Consider the following 18,225-nt stretch of genomic DNA (forward strand, 5'->3'; position numbering starts at 1 on the left):
GGTGACCGCGAAGCCCGAGTCGTGCGGACGGGTCACAGGGGTTGCCAGTCGTGCCAGTCGCTGCCGGGCCGGTGCTGCCAGCGGTGGTGGACGCCACCGGAGTTGTTGGCGAAGATCTCCAGCCGTCCGTCACGGTTGCGCAGGGCCTGGACGAAGTAGCCTCCGCCGCCGAGGTCCTGCCACGCACGCCAGGCGCCGGTCGTGTCGACCTGGTAGTTGTGCTGGAGGACCTGGTCGGTCAGGGCGAAGACCTCGATCCGCTCGTCATGCGACTCCGCCGTGGCGAGACGCGCGTCCGCCGGGCCTCCGAGCGGCTGCCAGTCGTGCCAGTCACCGCCGGGGGTGTTCTGCCAGCGGTGGTGAACGCCGGTGGAGTTCGTGGCGAACGCCTCCAGCCGGCCGTCGCGATTGTGCGCGACGGCGAGGTGTCCGCCCCCGACGCCGAAGTCGACCCACTGGCGCCAGGTGCCGCTCAGGTCGGTCTGGCAGGTGTGGCGGAAGACGTCGTCGGTCAGGGCGAACAGCTCGATCCGTCCGTCCGACGCGGGGGCGGCCGCCAGCCGAGCACGCGGCGGACCGCCCAACGGCCGCCAGTCGTGCCACGTGCCGCCGGGGGTGTCATGCCAGCGGTGATGTACTCCGTCCGGATTGCTGGCGAAGACCTCCAGACGTCCGTCGTGGTTCCTGGCAACGGCCAGATGGTCGCCGCCGTCGCCGAAGCCGTACCAGTCGGCCCATTCCGCCGACACCTTCACCTGATACCGGTGCATGAAGGTCTCGCCGTTCATCGCGAACAGCTCCAGCCGCCCGTCCGGCGACGCCGACAACGTGACCGTGGCGTTCGCGGGTCCGCCGAACGCCCGCCACCCGGACCAGGCCCCACCGGCCTCGTGCTGGTAGGTGTGGTAGATCTGGTCGACCGCCCCGTGGAAGATCTCCAGCCGACCGTCCCCGGACATCCCCACCGCCAGCCGTTGCCGCCGGTCCGGCACCACGGGGGCGTTCCACCAGCTTGTCTCCTGGCGGGCTCCCGCCCAGGAGAAGCTGAAGTGGATGTGGTTGGTGTGGGGGTTGTCGCCCCGGTAGGGCTGCCAGCCGGCGCTGTGCCGGTTGGCCGTCCAGATACGTCGATTCCAGATCATGTACATGATGCCGAACCGGCGGGCCAGGGCATGGGTGTTGCCGTGCCGGTCGGTGGCGTGGAGCCAGTCGATCAGGTCGTCCGCCAGATGGCCTTGGCCCTGGACGTTCACGCCCCAGTCCCAGGCGCGGCCCTCCTTGTGCTCGCTCTGGCCTCCGCGGCCGCATTCCCGGCTGATCCCCAGGCTGGTCGTCTCGGGATACGCCGCGAGCACCAGGTCACGGAAGCCGAGCAGGCCGGGTTTGGCGGCGGGATCGCAGCCTTGCTGCGGATCGTAGAGCGCGTAAGGGTCGATGTCCGGACCGAAATCGGGTGCGGTGGGCGCCATACCGGGCTCCTTCAGCCTGTCCCCCCGCCCGATGCGAGGGGGCCGTACCCGTAAGTGCGCGTGATCGGAACTCGCCACCGCCGGATGCGATCACGCGCCTTCCTCGTGGCAGGGCCCTCTGTGCCCGAAGGCGCGTCCGATCAGGCCGCCTCCGGTGTGTCCACGCACCGGTGCCGACGACCACGAGGAAGGCTCGCGCTGTGACGCACCTCAGAACTCCTCGCCGGGCGGCCGTGTCGATGACGGTCACCGCCCTGGCGCTCACCGGGCTGAGCACCACCGCGAACACCGATGCCGGTCAGGCAGTCGCCGGGACCCGGCGCGCCGCCGTAGTCGCCGGCGACACGGTACGCACGGACGCGGGGCCGGTCCGCGGCACGCGGTCGGGCGCGTACCGGATCTTCCACGGCATCCCCTACGCGGGCGCCCCGGAGGGACGGCACCGGTGGGCGCCACCCCAGCCGGTACGGCCGTGGAAGGGGGTCAGGGACGCCACCGAGCCGGGGCCGCTGTGCCCGCAGGTGCCTTCGCCGTACGCGCAGGTGTCCAGCACGGAGGAGGACTGCCTGGTCCTGAACGTCACGACACCGCCCCCTTCGGCCGCGCGGCAGGCCGCGCCCGCGCCCGTGCTCGTGTGGATCCACGGGGACGGATCCGTGGGCGGCGGTGCCTTCTTCGACGGGCGTCGACTGGCCGGGCGGGGTCTTGTGGTCGTCACCGTCAACTACCGTCTCGGCGTCTTCGGCGGCCTCGCGCTGCCGGGCCTGGAGGGGGCCGGCGCCTTCGGCCTCCAGGACCAGCAGGCGGCGCTGGCCTGGGTCCGGCACAACGCGCGGGCCTTCGGCGGTGATCCCGGCAACGTCACGGTGGCCGGGGTGTCGTTCGGCGCGTCAGCGGTCGCCGCGCATCTGACCTCGCCCGGTTCCAGAGGCCTGTTCCACCACGCCGTCATGGCGAGTGGCGAGGCCATGATGGACATGCCGGCCGGCGCCATGGGCCCCGGCGTACCGGGATACCCCTGGTACGTCTGGCGGACCGGCCGCGAGATGGAGGACATCACCACCGAGATGACCTCGTCCCTCGGCTGCCGGAGCGACCGTCCCGAACGCACTCTCGCCTGCCTGCGCGCCCTGCCCGTGAAGACGATCCTCGAGGTGCCGTACATCATGAACGCCTTCCAGGCGTTCGGATACGGCAACGCCACCCTGCCCGAACTGCCTCCCACGGCACTGCGTGCGGGGCGCTTCCACCACGTTCCCGTCCTGTCCGGAGCGACACGTGACGAGCACCGCGTGTTCGTCGGGATGACGTACGACGCAGTGGGCAATCCGTTCACCGAGGCGGACTACGACGACGCGCTGCGCACCGCGTTCGGGGCGAACCGGGCGACGCGCGTGCGGGCCGAGTATCCGTCGACCGCGTTCCCCTCTCCCGGCCTGGCGTGGGCAACCGTGATCACCGACCGGATGTGGGCACGCGGCACACAGGCCCAGCACACCGCGCTGGCACGGCATGTGCCCCTGTACGCCTACGAGTTCGCCGACCGCGACGCACCGATGTACCTGCCGCTGCCGGGCGAATTCGACTTCGGCGCCTTCCACGCGGGCGACACCCCGTACCTGTTCGAGGACGAGGCGGCCGAGCCGCTGTTCACCCCGGCGCAGCGCCGCCTGTCGGCCACGATGGCCGGATACTGGGCGGCGTTCGCGCGAACCGGCGAGCCCCGCGGTGCCGGCCTGCCGCCCTGGCTCCCCCATCGACCGGCGGCTAGTGGCCGTCCGTACACACAGTCGCTGTCACCGGAGCGGATCGGGCCCGTCGACTACCACCGCGAACACAACCTCGGTTTCTGGAGCCGTCTGCCCTGACAACCGGGCCGACCTGCTCGCCACACGGCAGGAGACGAAGGCCCGGTTCCCTGTCCCTGCCTGTCCTGCCGATGGCTCGAGGGTGACCCCGGCCATCTGACGACGCCAGACGGCCTCCGGAGAACGGCCAGAAGCGTCCGTATGGCCCGGCGGGGAACCGGCCGTGGCCGATGCGTGGACATGAGATGCCGCGCCGCTTCGGGCACGGGCGTACCTACCCGCATCCGAACAAGGCCGGACGGTAGGGGCGCAGGGCGAGTTGAGACCGGGGTGCGGAGCGCCGGGGCGGCGCCGAGGCTGCTGCTGAACCGCCTTGCCCCGCGGCCGATGGAGGTGTGGGGGGTACGCGGGGCAAGGAGCTCTGCGGTCAGGGACTCGGCCGATGCCCACCGCGCTGTCGCCGTACAGACTCGCCGTTGTCGTGCGGCCGGGAGTCCGTCGTCGAGCGGCAGGCCTGCTTCATCGGCCGGGGCCACATGCGCCTGTTCGGTGATGCATGCCCATTACCGGTGACAGCTGGAGGTCCGGCTGCATACGGGGCCGGGCCTCCAGCGGGTTGCACCGTTCCTCGGACTGAGCCGTGGGGGACTCAGCAGCCGTGGTCGATCAGGTCGAAGGACTCGTAGTGGTCGGCCGTGTAGTAGTCCTCCTGGTACTCCTCGCCGGTGGCGACGCGGCGGGCGCCGCGGGTGGAGGAGCCAGGGGTCTTGACGGTGTACTCGTGATAGTAGCCAGTGCTCTGGCTGGGGAGGACGCCCTCGCGGTTCTGGAAGACGCTGCCGTCCTGCGAGTACGGGTAGGGGCCGCCCTTCGCGATCAGGTCGAGCGTGGTGTAGGCCTGCGACGGCAGGTCGTCGTAGCAGATGCTGCCGACCGCCGTGGTGGCGGCACCGGCCGTGCCGGCGGTGACGGTACCGCCGACCAGGAGGGCGGACAGGACGGCGGCTGCGGCGCCTGTGCGAGTAATCCGTGGGGGGAATCTCATGCCCTCATGATGACGCGCGTAGACAGTGTCATGTCAATGTCAAACCCGGAGAATTTCCCGTCCCGTTCGATGAGTTTTCGCAGAGTTAACCTGCGACCCGGCGCCGACGCGACTCCAGCACTCGCGTTCCGGCGACTGCATCGACGGTTGGACGTCGAACGTCGAAGAACGGTGCGACGGCACCTGAGGTCCGGCTCAGCCCCCTCAGCCGGACCTCCGGCTCTCCGCGGCGGCGAACAGGGCGAACGCCAGCACGATGAGCGCGGCGCTCGCGTACACCTCGTAGCCGTCGAGGAAGCCGAGCCGCCGCACGAGGCCCACGTGCCAGTCGGTGAACTCGTGCAGCAGGCCCAGGACGCCCTGCGCCAGGGCCAGAAATCCGAGTACTCCCAGCAGTTCCTTCATGTCCGAGACCCTCGCCCCGCGGACCCCCTCGCGCCATCGGCCGCGGGGCGAGACATCTCCGACGGAAGGTTCCCTCCGGGCGGCCCGGTCGCGCCGAAAGCAGGCGGCGGCGCGACTTCGGTCGACCGTCGCGCAGCCGAGGTAGGCATCCCGGCCATGAAGAGGTGGCGCGGGCTCGCACTGCGTAGATTTGTCGACCATGAGGTCAGACGACGACACGGCACCGGCGGCGGCCGGATTCACCGGACGCCGATGGCTGCTGCCGTCCGCGGTGGTCGCGGAGCTCGCCCCGGACCCCGAGCACCCCGGCCGCCCGCACCCGCGCACCGCCCGCGACTGGGTCGTCGACTTCGCCTGCTTCCTCGTCGCCGTCGCCGTCGGCCTGGCGGTCGCCGACGCGTTCCCCGGCGACGCGGACCTCCCGCACTCCTTCGCCGTGACCGACCAGCTGCTGGGCGTCCTCGCCTGCGCGGCGCTCTGGCTGCGCCGCCGCTGGCCCCTCGCCCTGGCGATCGCCCTGGTCCCGCTCGGCTTCCTGTCGACCACCTCGGCCGGCGCCTGCACGGTCGCCCTCTTCACCCTCGCCGTGCACCGCCCGCTGCGCTACGTGGCCTGGGTGGGCGGCGCCCAGTTCGCCCTGCTCCCGCTGCTGGCCTGGGTCCGCCCGGACCCCACCCTGGCGTACGGGCCGTCGCTGGCGTGGAGCGTGCTGTTCATCGTCACGGCCATCGGCTGGGGCATGTTCGTGCGCTCCAAGCGGCAGCTGGTGCTGAGCCTGCGCGACCGTGCCCGGCGCGCCGAGACGGAGGCGCGACTGCGCGCCGAGCAGGCGCAGCGGCTGGCCCGCGAGTCGATCGCCCGGGAGATGCACGACGTGCTCGCCCACCGGCTCACCCTGCTCAGCGTGCACGCGGGCGCCCTGGAGTTCCGTCCCGACGCGCCCCGCGAGGAGATCGCGCGGGCGGCCGGCGTCATCCGGGAGAGCGCCCACGAGGCCCTCCAGGACCTGCGGGAGATCATCGGCGTCCTGCGGGCCGGCGAGCCCGACGACGCCGGCCGCCCGCAGCCGACGCTGGCCGCCCTGGACACGCTGGTCGCCGAGTCCCGGGAGGCAGGCCTGAAGGTCACCCTCGACCAGCGCGTCGCCGACGCCGACACGGTCCCCGCCTCCGTCGGCCGCACCGCGTTCCGCATCGTCCAGGAGTGTCTGACCAACGCCCGCAAGCACGCCCCGGGCACGGAGGCCGCGGTCGCCGTGTCCGGAGGGCGGGGCGAGGGCCTCGCCGTGACCGTGCGCAACCCGGCACCCGAGGGCGACGTCCCGGCCGTCCCCGGCTCCGGCCAGGGCCTCATCGGCCTGACCGAACGGGCGACGCTCGCCGGCGGCCGTCTTACGCACGGGGCGTGCGAGGACGGCGGATTCGAGGTACGCGCCTGGCTGCCGTGGACGGCCTGACCCCGCCCCGGTGACGACCGGCCGCAGCCCCGCACCGGGCAACTCCCACGCCGCCACCGTGATTACGTAAGACCCATGACTGCGATCAGAGTCCTCCTCGTCGACGACGATCCCCTGGTGCGGGCCGGTTTGACGTTCATGATGGGCGGCGCCGACGACATCGAGATCGTCGGTGAGGCCGCCGACGGCGGCGAGGTGGAGGGGCTCGTGGAGCGCACCCGCCCCGATGTCGTCCTGATGGACATCCGGATGCCGTTCGTGGACGGACTCACCGCCACCCGACGGCTGCGCGAGCGCGAGGACGCACCGCAGGTCGTGGTGCTCACCACCTTCCACGCCGACGAACAGGTGCTGCGGGCCCTGCGCGCGGGCGCCGCCGGGTTCGTCCTCAAGGACACCCCGCCCGCCGAGATCCTCGACGCCGTGCGCCGGGTGGCGGCCGGCGACCCCGTCCTGTCGCCCACGGTCACCCGGCAGTTGATGGACCACGCGGCCGGCACGGCCGCCGACACCCGGCGCGCCCACGCGCGCGTGCGGCTCACGGCGCTCGGCGAGCGCGAACGCGAGGTGGCCGTCGCGGTCGGCCGGGGGCTGTCCAACGCGGACATCGCCGCCGAGCTGTTCATGAGCGTCGCCACCGTGAAGGCCCATGTCTCCCGGATCCTGGCCAAACTCGACCTGAACAACCGGGTCCAGATCGCCCTCCTCGCCTACGACGCGGGCCTCCTGGAGGAAGGGGAGCACGGCGGGCACTAGGCGGGAGTCCCGCTCGTTCCCGGGACGGGACGTACTGCGGACCACGGGAGGGGAAGCGGCATGCTCGAGACGGTCGACCTGGGCGAGTTCGGCGACGACTTCCGGAGGAACCCGCACCCGGTCTACGCGCGACTGCGCGAGCACGGCCCGGTGCACCGGGTGCGGCTGCCCGACGAGGACCACGTGACCTGGCTCGTCGTGGGCCACGCGGAGGCGCGCGCGGCCCTCGCCGACCCCCGGCTGGCCAAGGACGTCTCGCGGTTGGGCGGCAGATTCCTCGACGACCGGCTGATCGGCAGGCACCTGCTGGTCGCCGACCCGCCGCAGCACACGCGCCTGCGCTCGCTGGTCTCCCGCGCCTTCACCATGCGCCGCGTGGAGGAACTGCGGCCGAGGATCCAGGAGATCACCGACGAACTACTCGACGCGATGCTTCCGCACGGCCGCGCCGACCTCGTGGAGTCGCTCGCCTATCCCCTGCCCCTCACCGTCATCTGCGAGCTGCTGGGCGTCCCCGAACTGGACCGCACGGAGTTCCGCAAGCTTTCGGGCGAGGCCGTAGCGCCCACGAGCGCGGAGGCCGAGCACGACGCGATCGTCCGGCTCGGCGAGTACCTGACCGAGCTGATCGAGGACAAGCGGTGCGCCGGGCCGGGCGGTGACCTGCTGAGCGACCTGATCCGCACCACCGCCGAGGACGGCGACCGGCTCTCGCCCGGCGAGCTGCGCGGCATGGCGTTCATCCTCCTCATCGCCGGCCACGAGACCACCGTCAACCTGATCACCAACGCGGTCCACGCCCTGCTCACCCACCCGGACCAACTCGCCGCCCTGCGCGCCGACATGACGCTCCTGGACGGCGCGGTCGAGGAGACCCTGCGCTACGAGGGGCCGGTGGAGAACGCCACGTACCGGTTCGCCGCCGAGCCGCTGGAGATCGCCGGGGTGCCCGTCGCGCCCGGCGAGGCGGTGATGATCGGCCTGACCGCCGCCGGCCGGGACGCGGAGCGCTTTCCCGCCCCCGACGGCTTCGACATCCGCCGCGACAGCCGCGGCCACCTCGCCTTCGGCCACGGCGTCCACTACTGCCTGGGCGCCCCGCTGGCCCGCCTGGAGGCCCGCACGGCGATCCGTTCCCTCCTCGACCGCACCCCGTCCCTGGCGCTCGACGGCCCGCCCGGGGATTGGGTACCCGGCCTGCTGATACGCGGGATGCGCAGCCTGCCGCTCCGCTGGACGCAGAGCAGCGGTCCGCGGGCCTGAGACGCCCACGCGCGCGTGCTCAGCCCGCCTGCGAAGTCTCCGGGATCTCGGCGAGCCACACCGCTCTTCGCTCCCGCCGGGAGACCTCGCAGGCTTCCGCGATCCGCAGGGCCTGGAGGGCCTCGCGGCCGTCACAGGGGTTGTCCCGCATGCCTCGGACGACGTCCACGAAGGCGTTCAGCTCGGCCTGGTAGGCGGGCTCGAAGCGTTCCAGGAACCCGGTCCACGGCTTGTCCGCGGCAGGCGGCCCGGTGGGTTCGGTGGACGCGATCGGCGTGCGGTCGTCCAGGCCGACGACGATCTGGTCGAGCTCCCCGGCCAGCTCCATGCGGACGTCGTAGCCCGCGCCGTTCAGCCGCGTCGCCGTCGCCGTGGCGAGGGCGCCGTCGTCGAGGGTGAGGACGGCGGCCGCCGTGTCCACGTCGCCCGCCTCGCGGAACATGGCCGGCCCGGCGGCCGACCCGGTGGCGTACACGTCCGCCACCTCGCGCCCGGTCACCCAGCGCAGACAGTCGAAGTCGTGGATGAGGGCGTCCCGGTAGATCCCGCCGGACACCGGCAGCCACGAGGCCGGTGGCGGTGACTCGTCGGACGTCAGCGCCCGCACCGTGTGCAGCCGTCCGAGCCGCCCCGAACGCACCGCCTCCCGGGCCCCCGCGTACCCCGCGTCGAAGCGGCGCTGGAAGCCCATCTGAAGGATCGTTCCGGCGGACTCCACCTCGGCGATCGCCTGTAAGGTGCCCGCCAGATCCAGGGCGATCGGCTTCTCGCAGAAGACCGGCAGCCCGGAGCGCGCCGCCCGGCCGATCAGTTCGGCGTGGGCCGAGGTCGCCGTCGTGATCACCACGGCGTCCACGCCCCAGCGGAAGATCTCGTCCACCCCTGGGGCGGCCGTCTCGCCCAGCCGGTACGCGAGCTCCTGGGCCCGCGTGTGGTCCGCGTCCGTCAGGATCAGGGATCCGACCTCGCGGTGACGGCTGAGTGTGTTCGCATGAATGGTGCCTATGCGGCCCGTCCCGATGACCCCGATGCGCATGGAATCAAAGTGACGTCGCAGGCAGCGTCCTGTCAATGCGTATGTCCGGACAACCGAACCACAGAACTTCCCGTCAACCGGCCACGGAGCTACGCTCGGCCCGTGCCGAAACCAGGAGTGGACCCGACTGTGCAGCTCGAACTACGTGTGGACCGAAGCTCTCCGGTGCCGTTGTACTTCCAGCTGGCCCAGCAACTGGAGGCCGCGATCGAGCACGGCTCGCTCACCCCCGGCAGCCTGCTGGGCAACGAGATCGAGCTGGCGGCACGGCTCGGCCTGTCCCGGCCGACCGTCCGCCAGGCGATCCAGTCGCTCGTCGACAAGGGCCTCCTGGTGCGTCGGCGGGGCGTCGGCACGCAGGTCGTGCACAGCCAGGTCAAGCGCCCGCTGGAGCTCAGCAGCCTCTACGACGACCTGGAGGCCGCCGGGCAGCGTCCGGCGACCACGGTCCTGGTCAACACCATGGTCCCGGCGTCCGCCGAGGTCGCGGCCGCGCTCGCGGTGGCCGAGGGCAGCGACGTCCACCGGGTGGAGCGGCTGCGGCTGGCGCACGGCGAGCCGATGGCCTACCTGTGCAACCACATCCCCTCCGGTCTGCTCGGTCTGGACACCGAGCAGCTCCAGGCCACCGGCCTGTACCGGCTGATGCGGGCCGCCGGGATCACCCTGCACAGCGCCCGGCAGTCCATCGGCGCCCGGGCCGCCACCGCCGCCGAGGCCGACCGGCTCGCCGAGGACGAGGGCGCCCCGCTGCTGACCATGCAGCGCACGACCTTCGACGACACCGGCCGCGCGGTCGAGTTCGGCGACCACATCTACCGGCCGACCCGCTACTCCTTCGAGTTCCAGTTGCTCGTGCGCCCCTGAGGATTCCGGGCCGTGATCCGGGGCGAGCGGTCGCCTCGGATCACGCTGGTCGCATTGTTCGGACAATGCGCCCAGGCAGTCGGATGTCAGGACAAAGCGTCCGAAAGTCGTCCGGCACGCGGCCCCTCCACGGCAGCCCGGGGCAGGGCGCGAGGCCATGGCCGATCAGCGCCGCCGCGTGGGCCTCGACCAGCCACGACACACCCGGGAACGGCCGACGACGCGCACCTCCCGCCGCCGCCCGGCTCGGCACCCGGCAGGCGGGTGAGGCAGAATCGGCGACGATGAGCACCTACGGCAACTTCACCGCCCCCATCGGCTCCCGCCGCGCACCGGCGCTGCGCACGGTAGGCACCCGGGAGCGCCGCTCGCACCTGACGGCGCCCCGGGTGCCCACGGTGGGCATCGACATCGGCGGCACCAAGGTGATGGCGGGCGTGGTCGACGCCGACGGCAACATCCTGGAGAAGGTCCGCACGGAGACCCCGGACAAGTCCAAGAGCCCGAAGGTCGTCGAGGACACCATCGTCGAGCTGGTCCTGGACCTCTCCGACCGCCACGACGTGCACGCGGTCGGCGTCGGCGCGGCGGGCTGGGTCGACGCCGACCGCAACCGCGTCCTGTTCGCACCCCACCTGTCCTGGCGCAACGAGCCCCTCAGGGACCGGCTCTCCGGCCGGCTGGCGGTTCCCGTCCTCGTCGACAACGACGCCAACACCGCCGCCTGGGCGGAGTGGCGCTTCGGCGCGGGCCGCGGTGAGGACCACCTCGTCATGATCACCCTCGGCACCGGCATCGGCGGCGCGATCCTGGAGGACGGCCAGGTCAAGCGCGGCAAGTACGGCGTCGCCGGCGAGTTCGGCCATATGCAGGTCGTGCCCGGCGGCCACCGCTGCCCGTGCGGCAACCGCGGCTGCTGGGAGCAGTACAGCTCGGGCAACGCCCTGGTCCGGGAGGCCCGTGAACTGGCCGCCGCCGACTCCCCGGTGGCCTACGGGATCATCGAGCACGTCAAGGGCAACATCGGCGACATCACCGGCCCGATGATCACCGAGCTGGCCCGCGAGGGCGACGCCATGTGCATCGAGCTGCTCCAGGACATCGGCCAGTGGCTCGGCGTCGGCATCGCCAACCTGGCCGCCGCCCTCGACCCGTCCTGCTTCGTGATCGGCGGCGGTGTCTCGGCCGCGGACGACCTGCTGATCGCCCCCGCGCGGGACGCCTTCAAGCGCCAGCTCACCGGCCGCGGCTACCGCCCGGAGGCCCGCATCGTCCGCGCCCAGCTGGGCCCCGAGGCCGGCATGGTCGGAGCCGCCGACCTGGCCCGCCTGGTCGCCCGCCGCTTCCGCCGCGCCAAGCGCCGTCGCGTGGAGCGCTACGAGCGCTTCGAACGGTTCACGGAGGCGGCCCGCCGTGCCCAGGACCCGGCGTGACCGCCGGGCCGCCCCGCCCCGCTCAGGACACCGCATGACCACCGCACCGCCCCGCACCACCTGGGACATCGCATGACAGCATCGCTGCCCCGCCAGGCCGCTGCCGCCGAAGAGCCGTCCCGCCCGCCGGAGGACCGCCGGCACGTGATCCGTCGCAGGGCGCTCACCCTGCTGATCATCGTGCTGCTCATCGGCGTCCCGGCCGGCTACCTGGTGATCTCCGCCAACCAGAGCCGGGACAGCGGCCGGAACAAGGAGGCGAAGTACTCGGCCACCGGTCTGACCGAGGGCTGGCCGTCGAAGGTCCAGCGCCGGCTGTACCAGGTGCCGATCCCGCACCCGTCGAACCAGGTCGCCTACTACGAGACGAACAACTGGAAGACCAGCCGTCTCTACGTGCAGTTCCAGACCACGCACGCGGGTCTCAACCAGTTCCTCGCGGACCTCGGCCTGAGCCGGGCCGACCTGAAGAACGGCGACATCGCCATCAGCCCCCGCGACCAGGAGATCACCGGCTGGAAGTTCACCGGCCCCGGCTCCCGCCCCGGCGACGACTTCGGCGTCGTCCACGAGCAGAAGGACCCCCAGCCGACGCTGGACGTCGTGGTGAACACCGGCAACGCGATGTACCCGTTCGTCTACGTCGTCTCGCGCGCGGTCCCCTGACCCGACCGCACCCGGCCGGTCGGCCCCGACGGAGTGCTCCGCAGGCCGTCGGGACCGAATGTCAGACCCCGCCCGTAGAGTCGAAGACGACTGATCCGACACGCGGGCGGGAGGTGGACACAAGGTATGCATGCCATGGCCGACGACGGCACGGCAGCGGCGGAGACGGCCTCCGTCTCCGTGCGGCTCGCCGCCGTGTTCCTGCCCGCGCCCCTCCCGCGCGAGGGCCGCGTCGCCTTCTGGGACCCGGCCGACGGCACACTGCCCGAGACGACGCACGCGCAGCGCACGGAGCTCACCGTCGTGCGCCGCCACGGTTCCTCGATCCGCCGCGGGCAGGCCCCGGCCCTGTCCCTGCCGCTCGACAAGGCGCTCCCGCTGCTCGTGCGCGCCCGCCGCGACCCCGCCGCCCACCCGGCGACGGCCTGCTGGGGCGCGGCCGCGCTGCACGCGCTGCGGCTCACCGCCCGCGGCCGCCTGCTGCCCGGCCTGACGCCCACCGGGCACGACGCCTGGCGGGCGGGCCCGCTGGACCCGGAGGACATCGCCCACCTGCGCGCGGTCGCCGCCGCGCTTCCGCACGAGGGCCACGCGGTGCCGCTGCCCGGCCCCGGCCCGCTCCTGCTGCCCCGCCCGGAAGCCCTGATGCGGTCCTTCCTGGACGCCGTGGCGGACACCATGCCCCGCACCCCGGCCGCGCCCCACGCCTGCGGGAAGCCCTTCGCGGACCGCCGGCCCCAGCGGCTGCCCGGCGCGCACGACTGGGCCGCCGAGGTCGCCGCGGGCATGGACGCGGGTGTGCGGATCTCGCTCCGCCTCGACCTCGAGGCGTACGACCTGTTCGACGACGGCGGCGGGCGGGGGCGCAGCGCGGGCGCGGCCGTCGTCCAGGTGCACAGCCTCGCCGACCCCACCCTGGTGGCCGACGCGGCGGCCCTGTGGGCGGGCGAGGCCGACGCCGCCTTCGGAGCACGCGCACGCGTGGACGCGGCCCTCGCCGTGCGGCGCGCGGCCCGCGTCTGGCCGCCGCTCGCCCGCCTCGCCGAACAGGACGCGCCGGACGTCCTGGCCCTGTCCGAGGACGAACTGAGCGATCTGCTCGGCGTGGCGGCCACCCGGCTCGCGGCCGCCGGGGTCGCCGTGCACTGGCCGAGGGACCTGGCGCAGGACCTCGCCGCGGCCGCCGTGGTACGGCCCGCGCCGGGCTCGGCGACCGACGGCACCGGCTTCTTCGAGAGCGAGGAACTGCTCCAGTTCCGCTGGCAGCTGGCGCTCGGCGGCGACCCGCTCAGCGAGGCCGAGATGGACCTGCTGGCGGAGGCCCATCGCCCGGTGGTCCGGCTGCGCGACCAGTGGGTCCTGGTCGACCCGGCGCTGGTGCGCAAGGCCCGCAAGCGCGAGCTGGGCCTGCTCGACCCGGTCGACGCCCTGTCCGTCGCCCTCACCGGCACCGCGGAGGTCGACGGCGAGAGCGTGGAGGCGGTCCCCGTCGGCGCCCTGGCCGCCCTGCGCGACCGTCTCGTCACCGGGGTGCAGCCCGCCGAACCGCCGGCCGACCTGCACGCCACCCTCCGCGACTACCAGCTGCGCGGCCTGGCCTGGCTGGACCTGATGACCTCCCTCGGCCTCGGCGGCTGCCTCGCCGACGACATGGGCCTCGGCAAGACCATCACCCTGATCGCCCTGCACCTGAAGCGGGCCCGCACCGAGCCGACCCTGGTGGTCTGCCCGGCCTCCCTGCTCGGCAACTGGCAGCGCGAGATCAACCGCTTCGCGCCCGGCGTCCCCGTCCGCCGCTTCCACGGCCCCGAGCGCAGCCTGACGGACCTGGCCGGCGGCTTCGTCCTCACGACCTACGGCACGATGCGCTCGGCGGCCGCCGCACTGGCCGAGCAGCCCTGGGGCATGGTCGTCGCGGACGAAGCCCAGCACGTCAAGAACCCCTACTCGGCGACGGCGAAGGCGCTGCGCACCATCCCGACGCCCGCGCGCGTGGCGCTCACCGGCACCCCGGTCGAGAACAACCTCTCCGAGCTGTGGGCCCTGCTCGACTGGACGACGCCGGGACTGCTCGGCCCCCTGAAGTCGTTCCGCGCCCGGCACGCGCGCGCGGTGGAGAACGGCGAGGACGCGGCCGCGGTGGAGCGCCTCGCCCGCCTGGTCCGTCCGTTCCTGCTGCGCCGCAAGAAGTCCGACCCGGGCATCGTGCCCGAGCTGCCGCCCAAGACCGAGACCGACCACCCGGTCCCGCTCACCCGGGAACAGGCCGCGCTGTACGAGGCGGTGGTGCGGGAGTCCCTGCTGGCCATCGAGACGGCGGACGGCATCGCCCGCCGCGGCCTCGTGCTGAAGCTGCTGGGCGCGCTGAAGCAGATCTGCGACCACCCGGCCCTGTACCTCAAGGAGGAGGCCGCGTCCGTCGGCGACGCCCTGGCCGCCCGCTCCGGCAAACTCGCCCTGCTGGACGAGCTGTTGGACACCCTGCTCGCGGAGGACGGCTCGGCACTCGTCTTCACGCAGTACGTCGGCATGGCCCGCCTGATCACCGCCCACCTCGCCGCCCGCGCGGTCCCGGTCGAGCTGCTGCACGGCGGCACCCCGGTACCCGAGCGGGAGCGGATGGTGGACCGCTTCCAGAGCGGCGCGACCCCGATCCTCGTCCTCTCCCTGAAGGCCGCCGGCACCGGCCTCAACCTCACCCGCGCGGGCCATGTCGTCCACTTCGACCGCTGGTGGAACCCGGCGGTGGAGGAACAGGCCACCGACCGCGCCTACCGCATCGGCCAGACCCAGCCGGTCCAGGTGCACCGCCTCATCACCGAGGGCACGGTCGAGGACCGCATCGCGGAGATGCTCCAGGCCAAGCGCGCCCTGGCCGACGCGATCCTCGGCACCGGCGAGTCGGCCCTCACCGAACTGACGGACCGTGAACTGTCCGACCTGGTCAGGCTGCGGAGGGAGGCGTGATGAGCGAGCCGGAGAAGGAGCGGACGGACCAGCCGGAGCCGGAGCAGGAGGAGCCGGGGCAGGAGGATGCGGCGGTCTCCGAGGTGCACGAGGAGCCGGGATCGAGGCCCGCCGACGAGGCCCGCCGCGCGCTGCGCGAGGCCCGGGAACGGCGGCAGGAGCAGTCCCGGAAGCAGGCACGGCCCGAAAGCCACGCCCCCAGGCCGGGCGACGCGGCTCGCGCGGCCCTGCGGCGGACGCCGACACCCGCTCCCGCTTCCGAGGCCACTCCCATGGAGGACACCCCGGCACCCGACCCCGTCCCCGAACGGGCCCCCACCCCGCAGGTCTCCGCCCCGGACGGCACCGCGGGCCCGCGCCCCGGGGACATCGCCCGGGAGGCGCTGCGCGCGGCGCGGGCGCAGGCGCGACAGGGGTCGGCCGAAGCGGGGGCAGATGCGGGAGCGGGGGAGCCGGCCGCTCACGATCACGCGCGCAACGGCCCCCGCTCCCCGTCCCGGCCGCGCCCCCGCACCGAAGCCCGCCTCGCTGAAGCCCGCCCGGCGAGCCGCCCGCGCGACCCTGTCGCCGAGGAACGCGCGCGTGTCGTCAGGGAGTCGCTCGCGGGCGCCTTCCGGATGCCGTCCGACGAGCACGAGACGGCCGAATCCGAGTCCGAAGCCCATCGTGAAGCCGAAGCCGAAGGCGAACCCGGCTTCGAGCCCGATGTCGACTTCGAGCCCGATGTCGACTTCGAGCCCGATGTCGACTTCGAGGCCGACGGGCACGACACGGCGACCGCCGGCGGGACTTCGTCCTCCCCGGCTGCCGAACTGCCCCGCGCCGCCCGCTCGATGGCCGCCCCCTCCCGGGACGGCGACCACCGCCGTACCTTCCCCGCGTTCCCTCCGCGCACCGGCGGCTCCTTCGCCGAGACCTGGTGGGGCAACGCCTGGGTCGCCGCGCTCGAAGAGGGCGCTCTCGAAACGGGTCGTCTGGCCCGCGGGCGCGGTTACGCCGAGCAGGGAAACGTGGACGCGATCACGGTCACCCCCGGGCTGGTCCTGGCGTACGTACAGGGCAGCCGCCCCCGCCCGTACCGCGTACAGGTGCGGCTGCGCACCCTGGGCGAGGAGGACTGGGAGCGTTTCCTGGACGCCGCCGTCGAGCGCCCCGGGCGCATCGCCGCCCTGCTCGACAAGGAGATGCCCGAGTCCCTCGCCGAGTGCGGGGTGCCCCTGCTGCCCGGCCCGGGCGACCTCGAGCCGCACTGCAGCTGCCCCGACCGCGGTCACCCCTGCAAGCACGCGGCCGCCCTCTGCTACCAGACCGCGCGCCTGCTCGACGCCGACCCGTTCGTCCTGTTCCTGCTGCGCGGCCGGGGCGAACGCGAACTGCTCGACGCGCTGTCGCGCCGCAACGCCACCCGCGCGGCCCGCGTCGCTCAGGAACAGGAACCGGAACCCCTGCCGGGCGTACGGGCCGGGGAGGCCCTCGCCGAGCGTCGGCTCCCGCCCCTGCCGGCCCCGTTGCCCGTGCCCGCCCACCCCGAACAGCCCCCCGCGTACCCGTCCGCGCCGAACGGCCCCGACTCCTTCGCGCTGGACCATCTCGCGACCGACGCGGCTGCCCGAGCCCACGCCCTGCTGCTCTGCGGGCACGACGAGATCGGTGAACTGACCCTCTGGCAGGACGCGGTACGGCTCGCCGCGTCCCGACCCGGCTCCGGGCTGACCGCCGCCACCCGTTCCCTCTACGCCTCGCTCGCCGCCGCCGCCGGCCGCACCCCGTCCGAGCTGGCGCGCGCGGTGGCCGCCTGGCGGCAGGGCGGGCCGGACGGGCTCATCGTCCTGGAGGAGCACTGGGATCCGCCGGCCGGACGCTTCGACCGGGCCCGCCCTCTCCTGCTCGCCGCGGACCTGCCCGCCTTCCGCCCGCGCCGCAACCACCTCACCCACCCGCGCGGCCACGTCCAACTCCGCTTCGGCCGCGACGGACTGTGGTATGCCTACGAGTCGGAACCGGGCCACGACGACTGGTGGCCGCGCGGCACCCCCGACCCGGACCCGGTGGGCGCGCTCACCGGCCTCGGCGGCGCCGACGAGATGTGATCTTGTACGTTGCCCGCAACCCGGTGCGTTTCAGGCGTCGTTCGAACGCGGACGGGAACGCGGGCGACGAACACCTCGCCCTTCTCGCCGTGCGCCGCCCGACCCGCCCGGATGCGGCCGTGCGACACGGCTCGGAGCTTCTCGGGGTCCGTCGGTACGATGCACGCGCGTCGTCTCTCACATGCGTGAAGCCCGACGCGCCGGATCTTCGCGAGGCTGCCACAAGGTGGGACGGCCTGCACGGGGTTCCGACCCAAGCACTTGAGAAATTCGGAGATGTGGGAGCGTGAGTCGGGTGAGCGAGAGTACGTCCAACACCCTGCAATACCGCTTTGACGGGCCGGAAGAGGCGCCAGTCCTGATCCTGGGCCCCTCGCTCGGTACGACATGGCACATGTCCTGGAAACCGTCCACGGGCGTCCAGTTGATCCAGGGCGAGCGCGTGAGTCCAGGTGAGGGCCTTGTGACGCGAGAGGTCTACGTGGTTGGTGACACGCCTGTGACTGCTGTTGACCCCTGCCAGCTCGTTCTGGCGGGCCGCCGACGGTCGCGGCCAGCATGAGGCCGATGAACGGCGGACCTCCCGTATCCCCGCCCATCGTGCCGGGATCGAGCGCACGCAGCAGGCTCATCCAGGCAACGCCCAGCCAGCCGATCAAGGCTTGCGTCCCTGGTCCATCGTCCCGTCGAACCAGTAACGCAACCGCTCCCGCAGTCTCACGCACACTGCCGAAGAGCCTCCCTCAGCGACGCGGGCAACGTTGCAGGCCATCGCGGTGAGGACGTGTTGGACGTGGGTGCTGGCACCGAGTACGAGCCCAGCCAGGGATACCAGACAGCGGACAGTGGGGCTTCCCCCTTGTAGGTGGACACCTTCGATCCGGCCCCGCAGGGGACCGGCCAGAAGGAGTCATTTATGGTGATGAGGGTATACTCGCCCGAGTTCAAGGCCGACGCCGTCGCG

General features: G+C 73.0%; 13 protein-coding genes and 1 pseudogene. 10 read left to right on the plus strand and 4 right to left on the minus strand.

All coding sequences use genetic code 11. The features are described 5' to 3' along the window. Positions 1-32: 32 nt before the first annotated feature. On the minus strand, positions 33-1,469 hold the full coding sequence (locus AB0J04_RS13060) for a hypothetical protein (RefSeq protein ID WP_363168444.1): 1,437 nt from the start codon (positions 1,467-1,469) through the stop codon (positions 33-35). A 200-nt stretch (positions 1,470-1,669) separates the two neighbouring features. Here AB0J04_RS13060 and AB0J04_RS13065 point away from each other — a divergent pair, with 200 nt between their 5' ends. Further along, positions 1,670-3,337 (plus strand): carboxylesterase family protein, encoded by a 1,668-nt coding sequence (locus AB0J04_RS13065; RefSeq protein ID WP_363168445.1) that lies wholly within the window; start codon positions 1,670-1,672, stop codon positions 3,335-3,337. 589 nt (positions 3,338-3,926) lie between these two features. Here AB0J04_RS13065 and AB0J04_RS13070 read toward each other — a convergent pair. Both AB0J04_RS13070 and AB0J04_RS13075 read right to left on the minus strand, forming a co-directional pair. Then, positions 3,927-4,322 (minus strand): ribonuclease domain-containing protein, encoded by a 396-nt coding sequence (locus AB0J04_RS13070; protein WP_363168446.1) that lies wholly within the window; start codon positions 4,320-4,322, stop codon positions 3,927-3,929. Positions 4,323-4,526: 204 nt separating this feature from the next. Beyond that, positions 4,527-4,727 (minus strand): hypothetical protein, encoded by a 201-nt coding sequence (locus AB0J04_RS13075; protein WP_363168447.1) that lies wholly within the window; start codon positions 4,725-4,727, stop codon positions 4,527-4,529. Between the two features lie 199 nt (positions 4,728-4,926). On the opposite strand from AB0J04_RS13075, the gene AB0J04_RS13080 reads away from it, so the two are divergent. The 3 genes from AB0J04_RS13080 to AB0J04_RS13090 all read left to right on the plus strand — a co-directional run bounded on the left by AB0J04_RS13080 (position 4,927) and on the right by AB0J04_RS13090 (position 8,202). Further along, complete coding sequence (locus tag AB0J04_RS13080) at positions 4,927-6,183, plus strand: histidine kinase (protein WP_363168449.1); 1,257 nt, start codon at positions 4,927-4,929, stop codon at positions 6,181-6,183. 75 nt (positions 6,184-6,258) lie between these two features. Beyond that, complete coding sequence (locus AB0J04_RS13085) at positions 6,259-6,939, plus strand: response regulator transcription factor (RefSeq protein WP_363168451.1); 681 nt, start codon at positions 6,259-6,261, stop codon at positions 6,937-6,939. A gap of 60 nt (positions 6,940-6,999) precedes the next feature. Next, positions 7,000-8,202, plus strand: coding sequence for a cytochrome P450 (locus AB0J04_RS13090; protein WP_363168452.1), 1,203 nt, complete (start codon positions 7,000-7,002; stop codon positions 8,200-8,202). A gap of 19 nt (positions 8,203-8,221) precedes the next feature. Here the strand turns inward: AB0J04_RS13090 and AB0J04_RS13095 are convergent, their stop codons facing one another. Further along, a complete protein-coding gene (locus AB0J04_RS13095; RefSeq protein ID WP_363168453.1) occupies positions 8,222-9,238 on the minus strand; it encodes a Gfo/Idh/MocA family oxidoreductase in 1,017 nt (338 codons plus the stop codon). 129 nt (positions 9,239-9,367) lie between these two features. Between AB0J04_RS13095 and AB0J04_RS13100 the strand changes: the two genes are divergently transcribed. The 6 genes and pseudogenes from AB0J04_RS13100 to AB0J04_RS13125 all read left to right on the plus strand — a co-directional run. Next, the gene (locus tag AB0J04_RS13100) at positions 9,368-10,105 is read left to right on the plus strand and encodes a GntR family transcriptional regulator (protein ID WP_363168459.1); all 738 of its coding nucleotides are present in this window, start codon (positions 9,368-9,370) and stop codon (positions 10,103-10,105) included. A gap of 284 nt (positions 10,106-10,389) precedes the next feature. After that, entirely contained in the window at positions 10,390-11,538 is a 1,149-nt protein-coding gene (locus tag AB0J04_RS13105; protein ID WP_363168454.1) for an ROK family glucokinase, read from the plus strand. Positions 11,539-11,610: 72 nt separating this feature from the next. Next, positions 11,611-12,204, plus strand: coding sequence for a sugar kinase (locus tag AB0J04_RS13110; RefSeq protein ID WP_363168455.1), 594 nt, complete (start codon positions 11,611-11,613; stop codon positions 12,202-12,204). Between the two features lie 135 nt (positions 12,205-12,339). After that, on the plus strand, positions 12,340-15,171 hold the full coding sequence (locus tag AB0J04_RS13115; protein WP_363168456.1) for a DEAD/DEAH box helicase: 2,832 nt from the start codon (positions 12,340-12,342) through the stop codon (positions 15,169-15,171). Continuing rightward, a complete protein-coding gene (locus AB0J04_RS13120; protein WP_363168457.1) occupies positions 15,171-17,261 on the plus strand; it encodes an SWIM zinc finger family protein in 2,091 nt (696 codons plus the stop codon). Before AB0J04_RS13115 ends, AB0J04_RS13120 begins: the two co-directional genes overlap by 1 nt. Before the next feature lie 295 nt (positions 17,262-17,556). Further along, a pseudogene (locus AB0J04_RS13125) lies at positions 17,557-17,664 on the plus strand (3-oxoadipate enol-lactone hydrolase); the annotation flags it as partial. Positions 17,665-18,225: the final 561 nt, after the last annotated feature.

It is taken from the genome of Streptomyces sp. NPDC050263, assembly GCF_040655955.1.
In the GTDB taxonomy this organism is placed as follows: domain Bacteria; phylum Actinomycetota; class Actinomycetes; order Streptomycetales; family Streptomycetaceae; genus Streptomyces.

What these genes read in the sequence shown, in the direction of transcription:
- AB0J04_RS13060 (WP_363168444.1), bottom strand. Translation starts at nt 1,469, where the DNA reads ATGGCGCCCACCGCACCCGATTTCGGTCCGGACATCGACCCTTACGCG.
- AB0J04_RS13070 (WP_363168446.1), bottom strand. Translation starts at nt 4,322, where the DNA reads ATGAGATTCCCCCCACGGATTACTCGCACAGGCGCCGCAGCCGCCGTC.
- AB0J04_RS13075 (WP_363168447.1), bottom strand. Translation starts at nt 4,727, where the DNA reads ATGAAGGAACTGCTGGGAGTACTCGGATTTCTGGCCCTGGCGCAGGGC.
- AB0J04_RS13080 (WP_363168449.1), top strand. Translation starts at nt 4,927, where the DNA reads ATGAGGTCAGACGACGACACGGCACCGGCGGCGGCCGGATTCACCGGA.
- AB0J04_RS13085 (WP_363168451.1), top strand. Translation starts at nt 6,259, where the DNA reads ATGACTGCGATCAGAGTCCTCCTCGTCGACGACGATCCCCTGGTGCGG.
- AB0J04_RS13090 (WP_363168452.1), top strand. Translation starts at nt 7,000, where the DNA reads ATGCTCGAGACGGTCGACCTGGGCGAGTTCGGCGACGACTTCCGGAGG.
- AB0J04_RS13095 (WP_363168453.1), bottom strand. Translation starts at nt 9,238, where the DNA reads ATGCGCATCGGGGTCATCGGGACGGGCCGCATAGGCACCATTCATGCG.
- AB0J04_RS13105 (WP_363168454.1), top strand. Translation starts at nt 10,390, where the DNA reads ATGAGCACCTACGGCAACTTCACCGCCCCCATCGGCTCCCGCCGCGCA.
- AB0J04_RS13110 (WP_363168455.1), top strand. Translation starts at nt 11,611, where the DNA reads ATGACAGCATCGCTGCCCCGCCAGGCCGCTGCCGCCGAAGAGCCGTCC.
- AB0J04_RS13115 (WP_363168456.1), top strand. Translation starts at nt 12,340, where the DNA reads ATGGCCGACGACGGCACGGCAGCGGCGGAGACGGCCTCCGTCTCCGTG.
- AB0J04_RS13120 (WP_363168457.1), top strand. Translation starts at nt 15,171, where the DNA reads ATGAGCGAGCCGGAGAAGGAGCGGACGGACCAGCCGGAGCCGGAGCAG.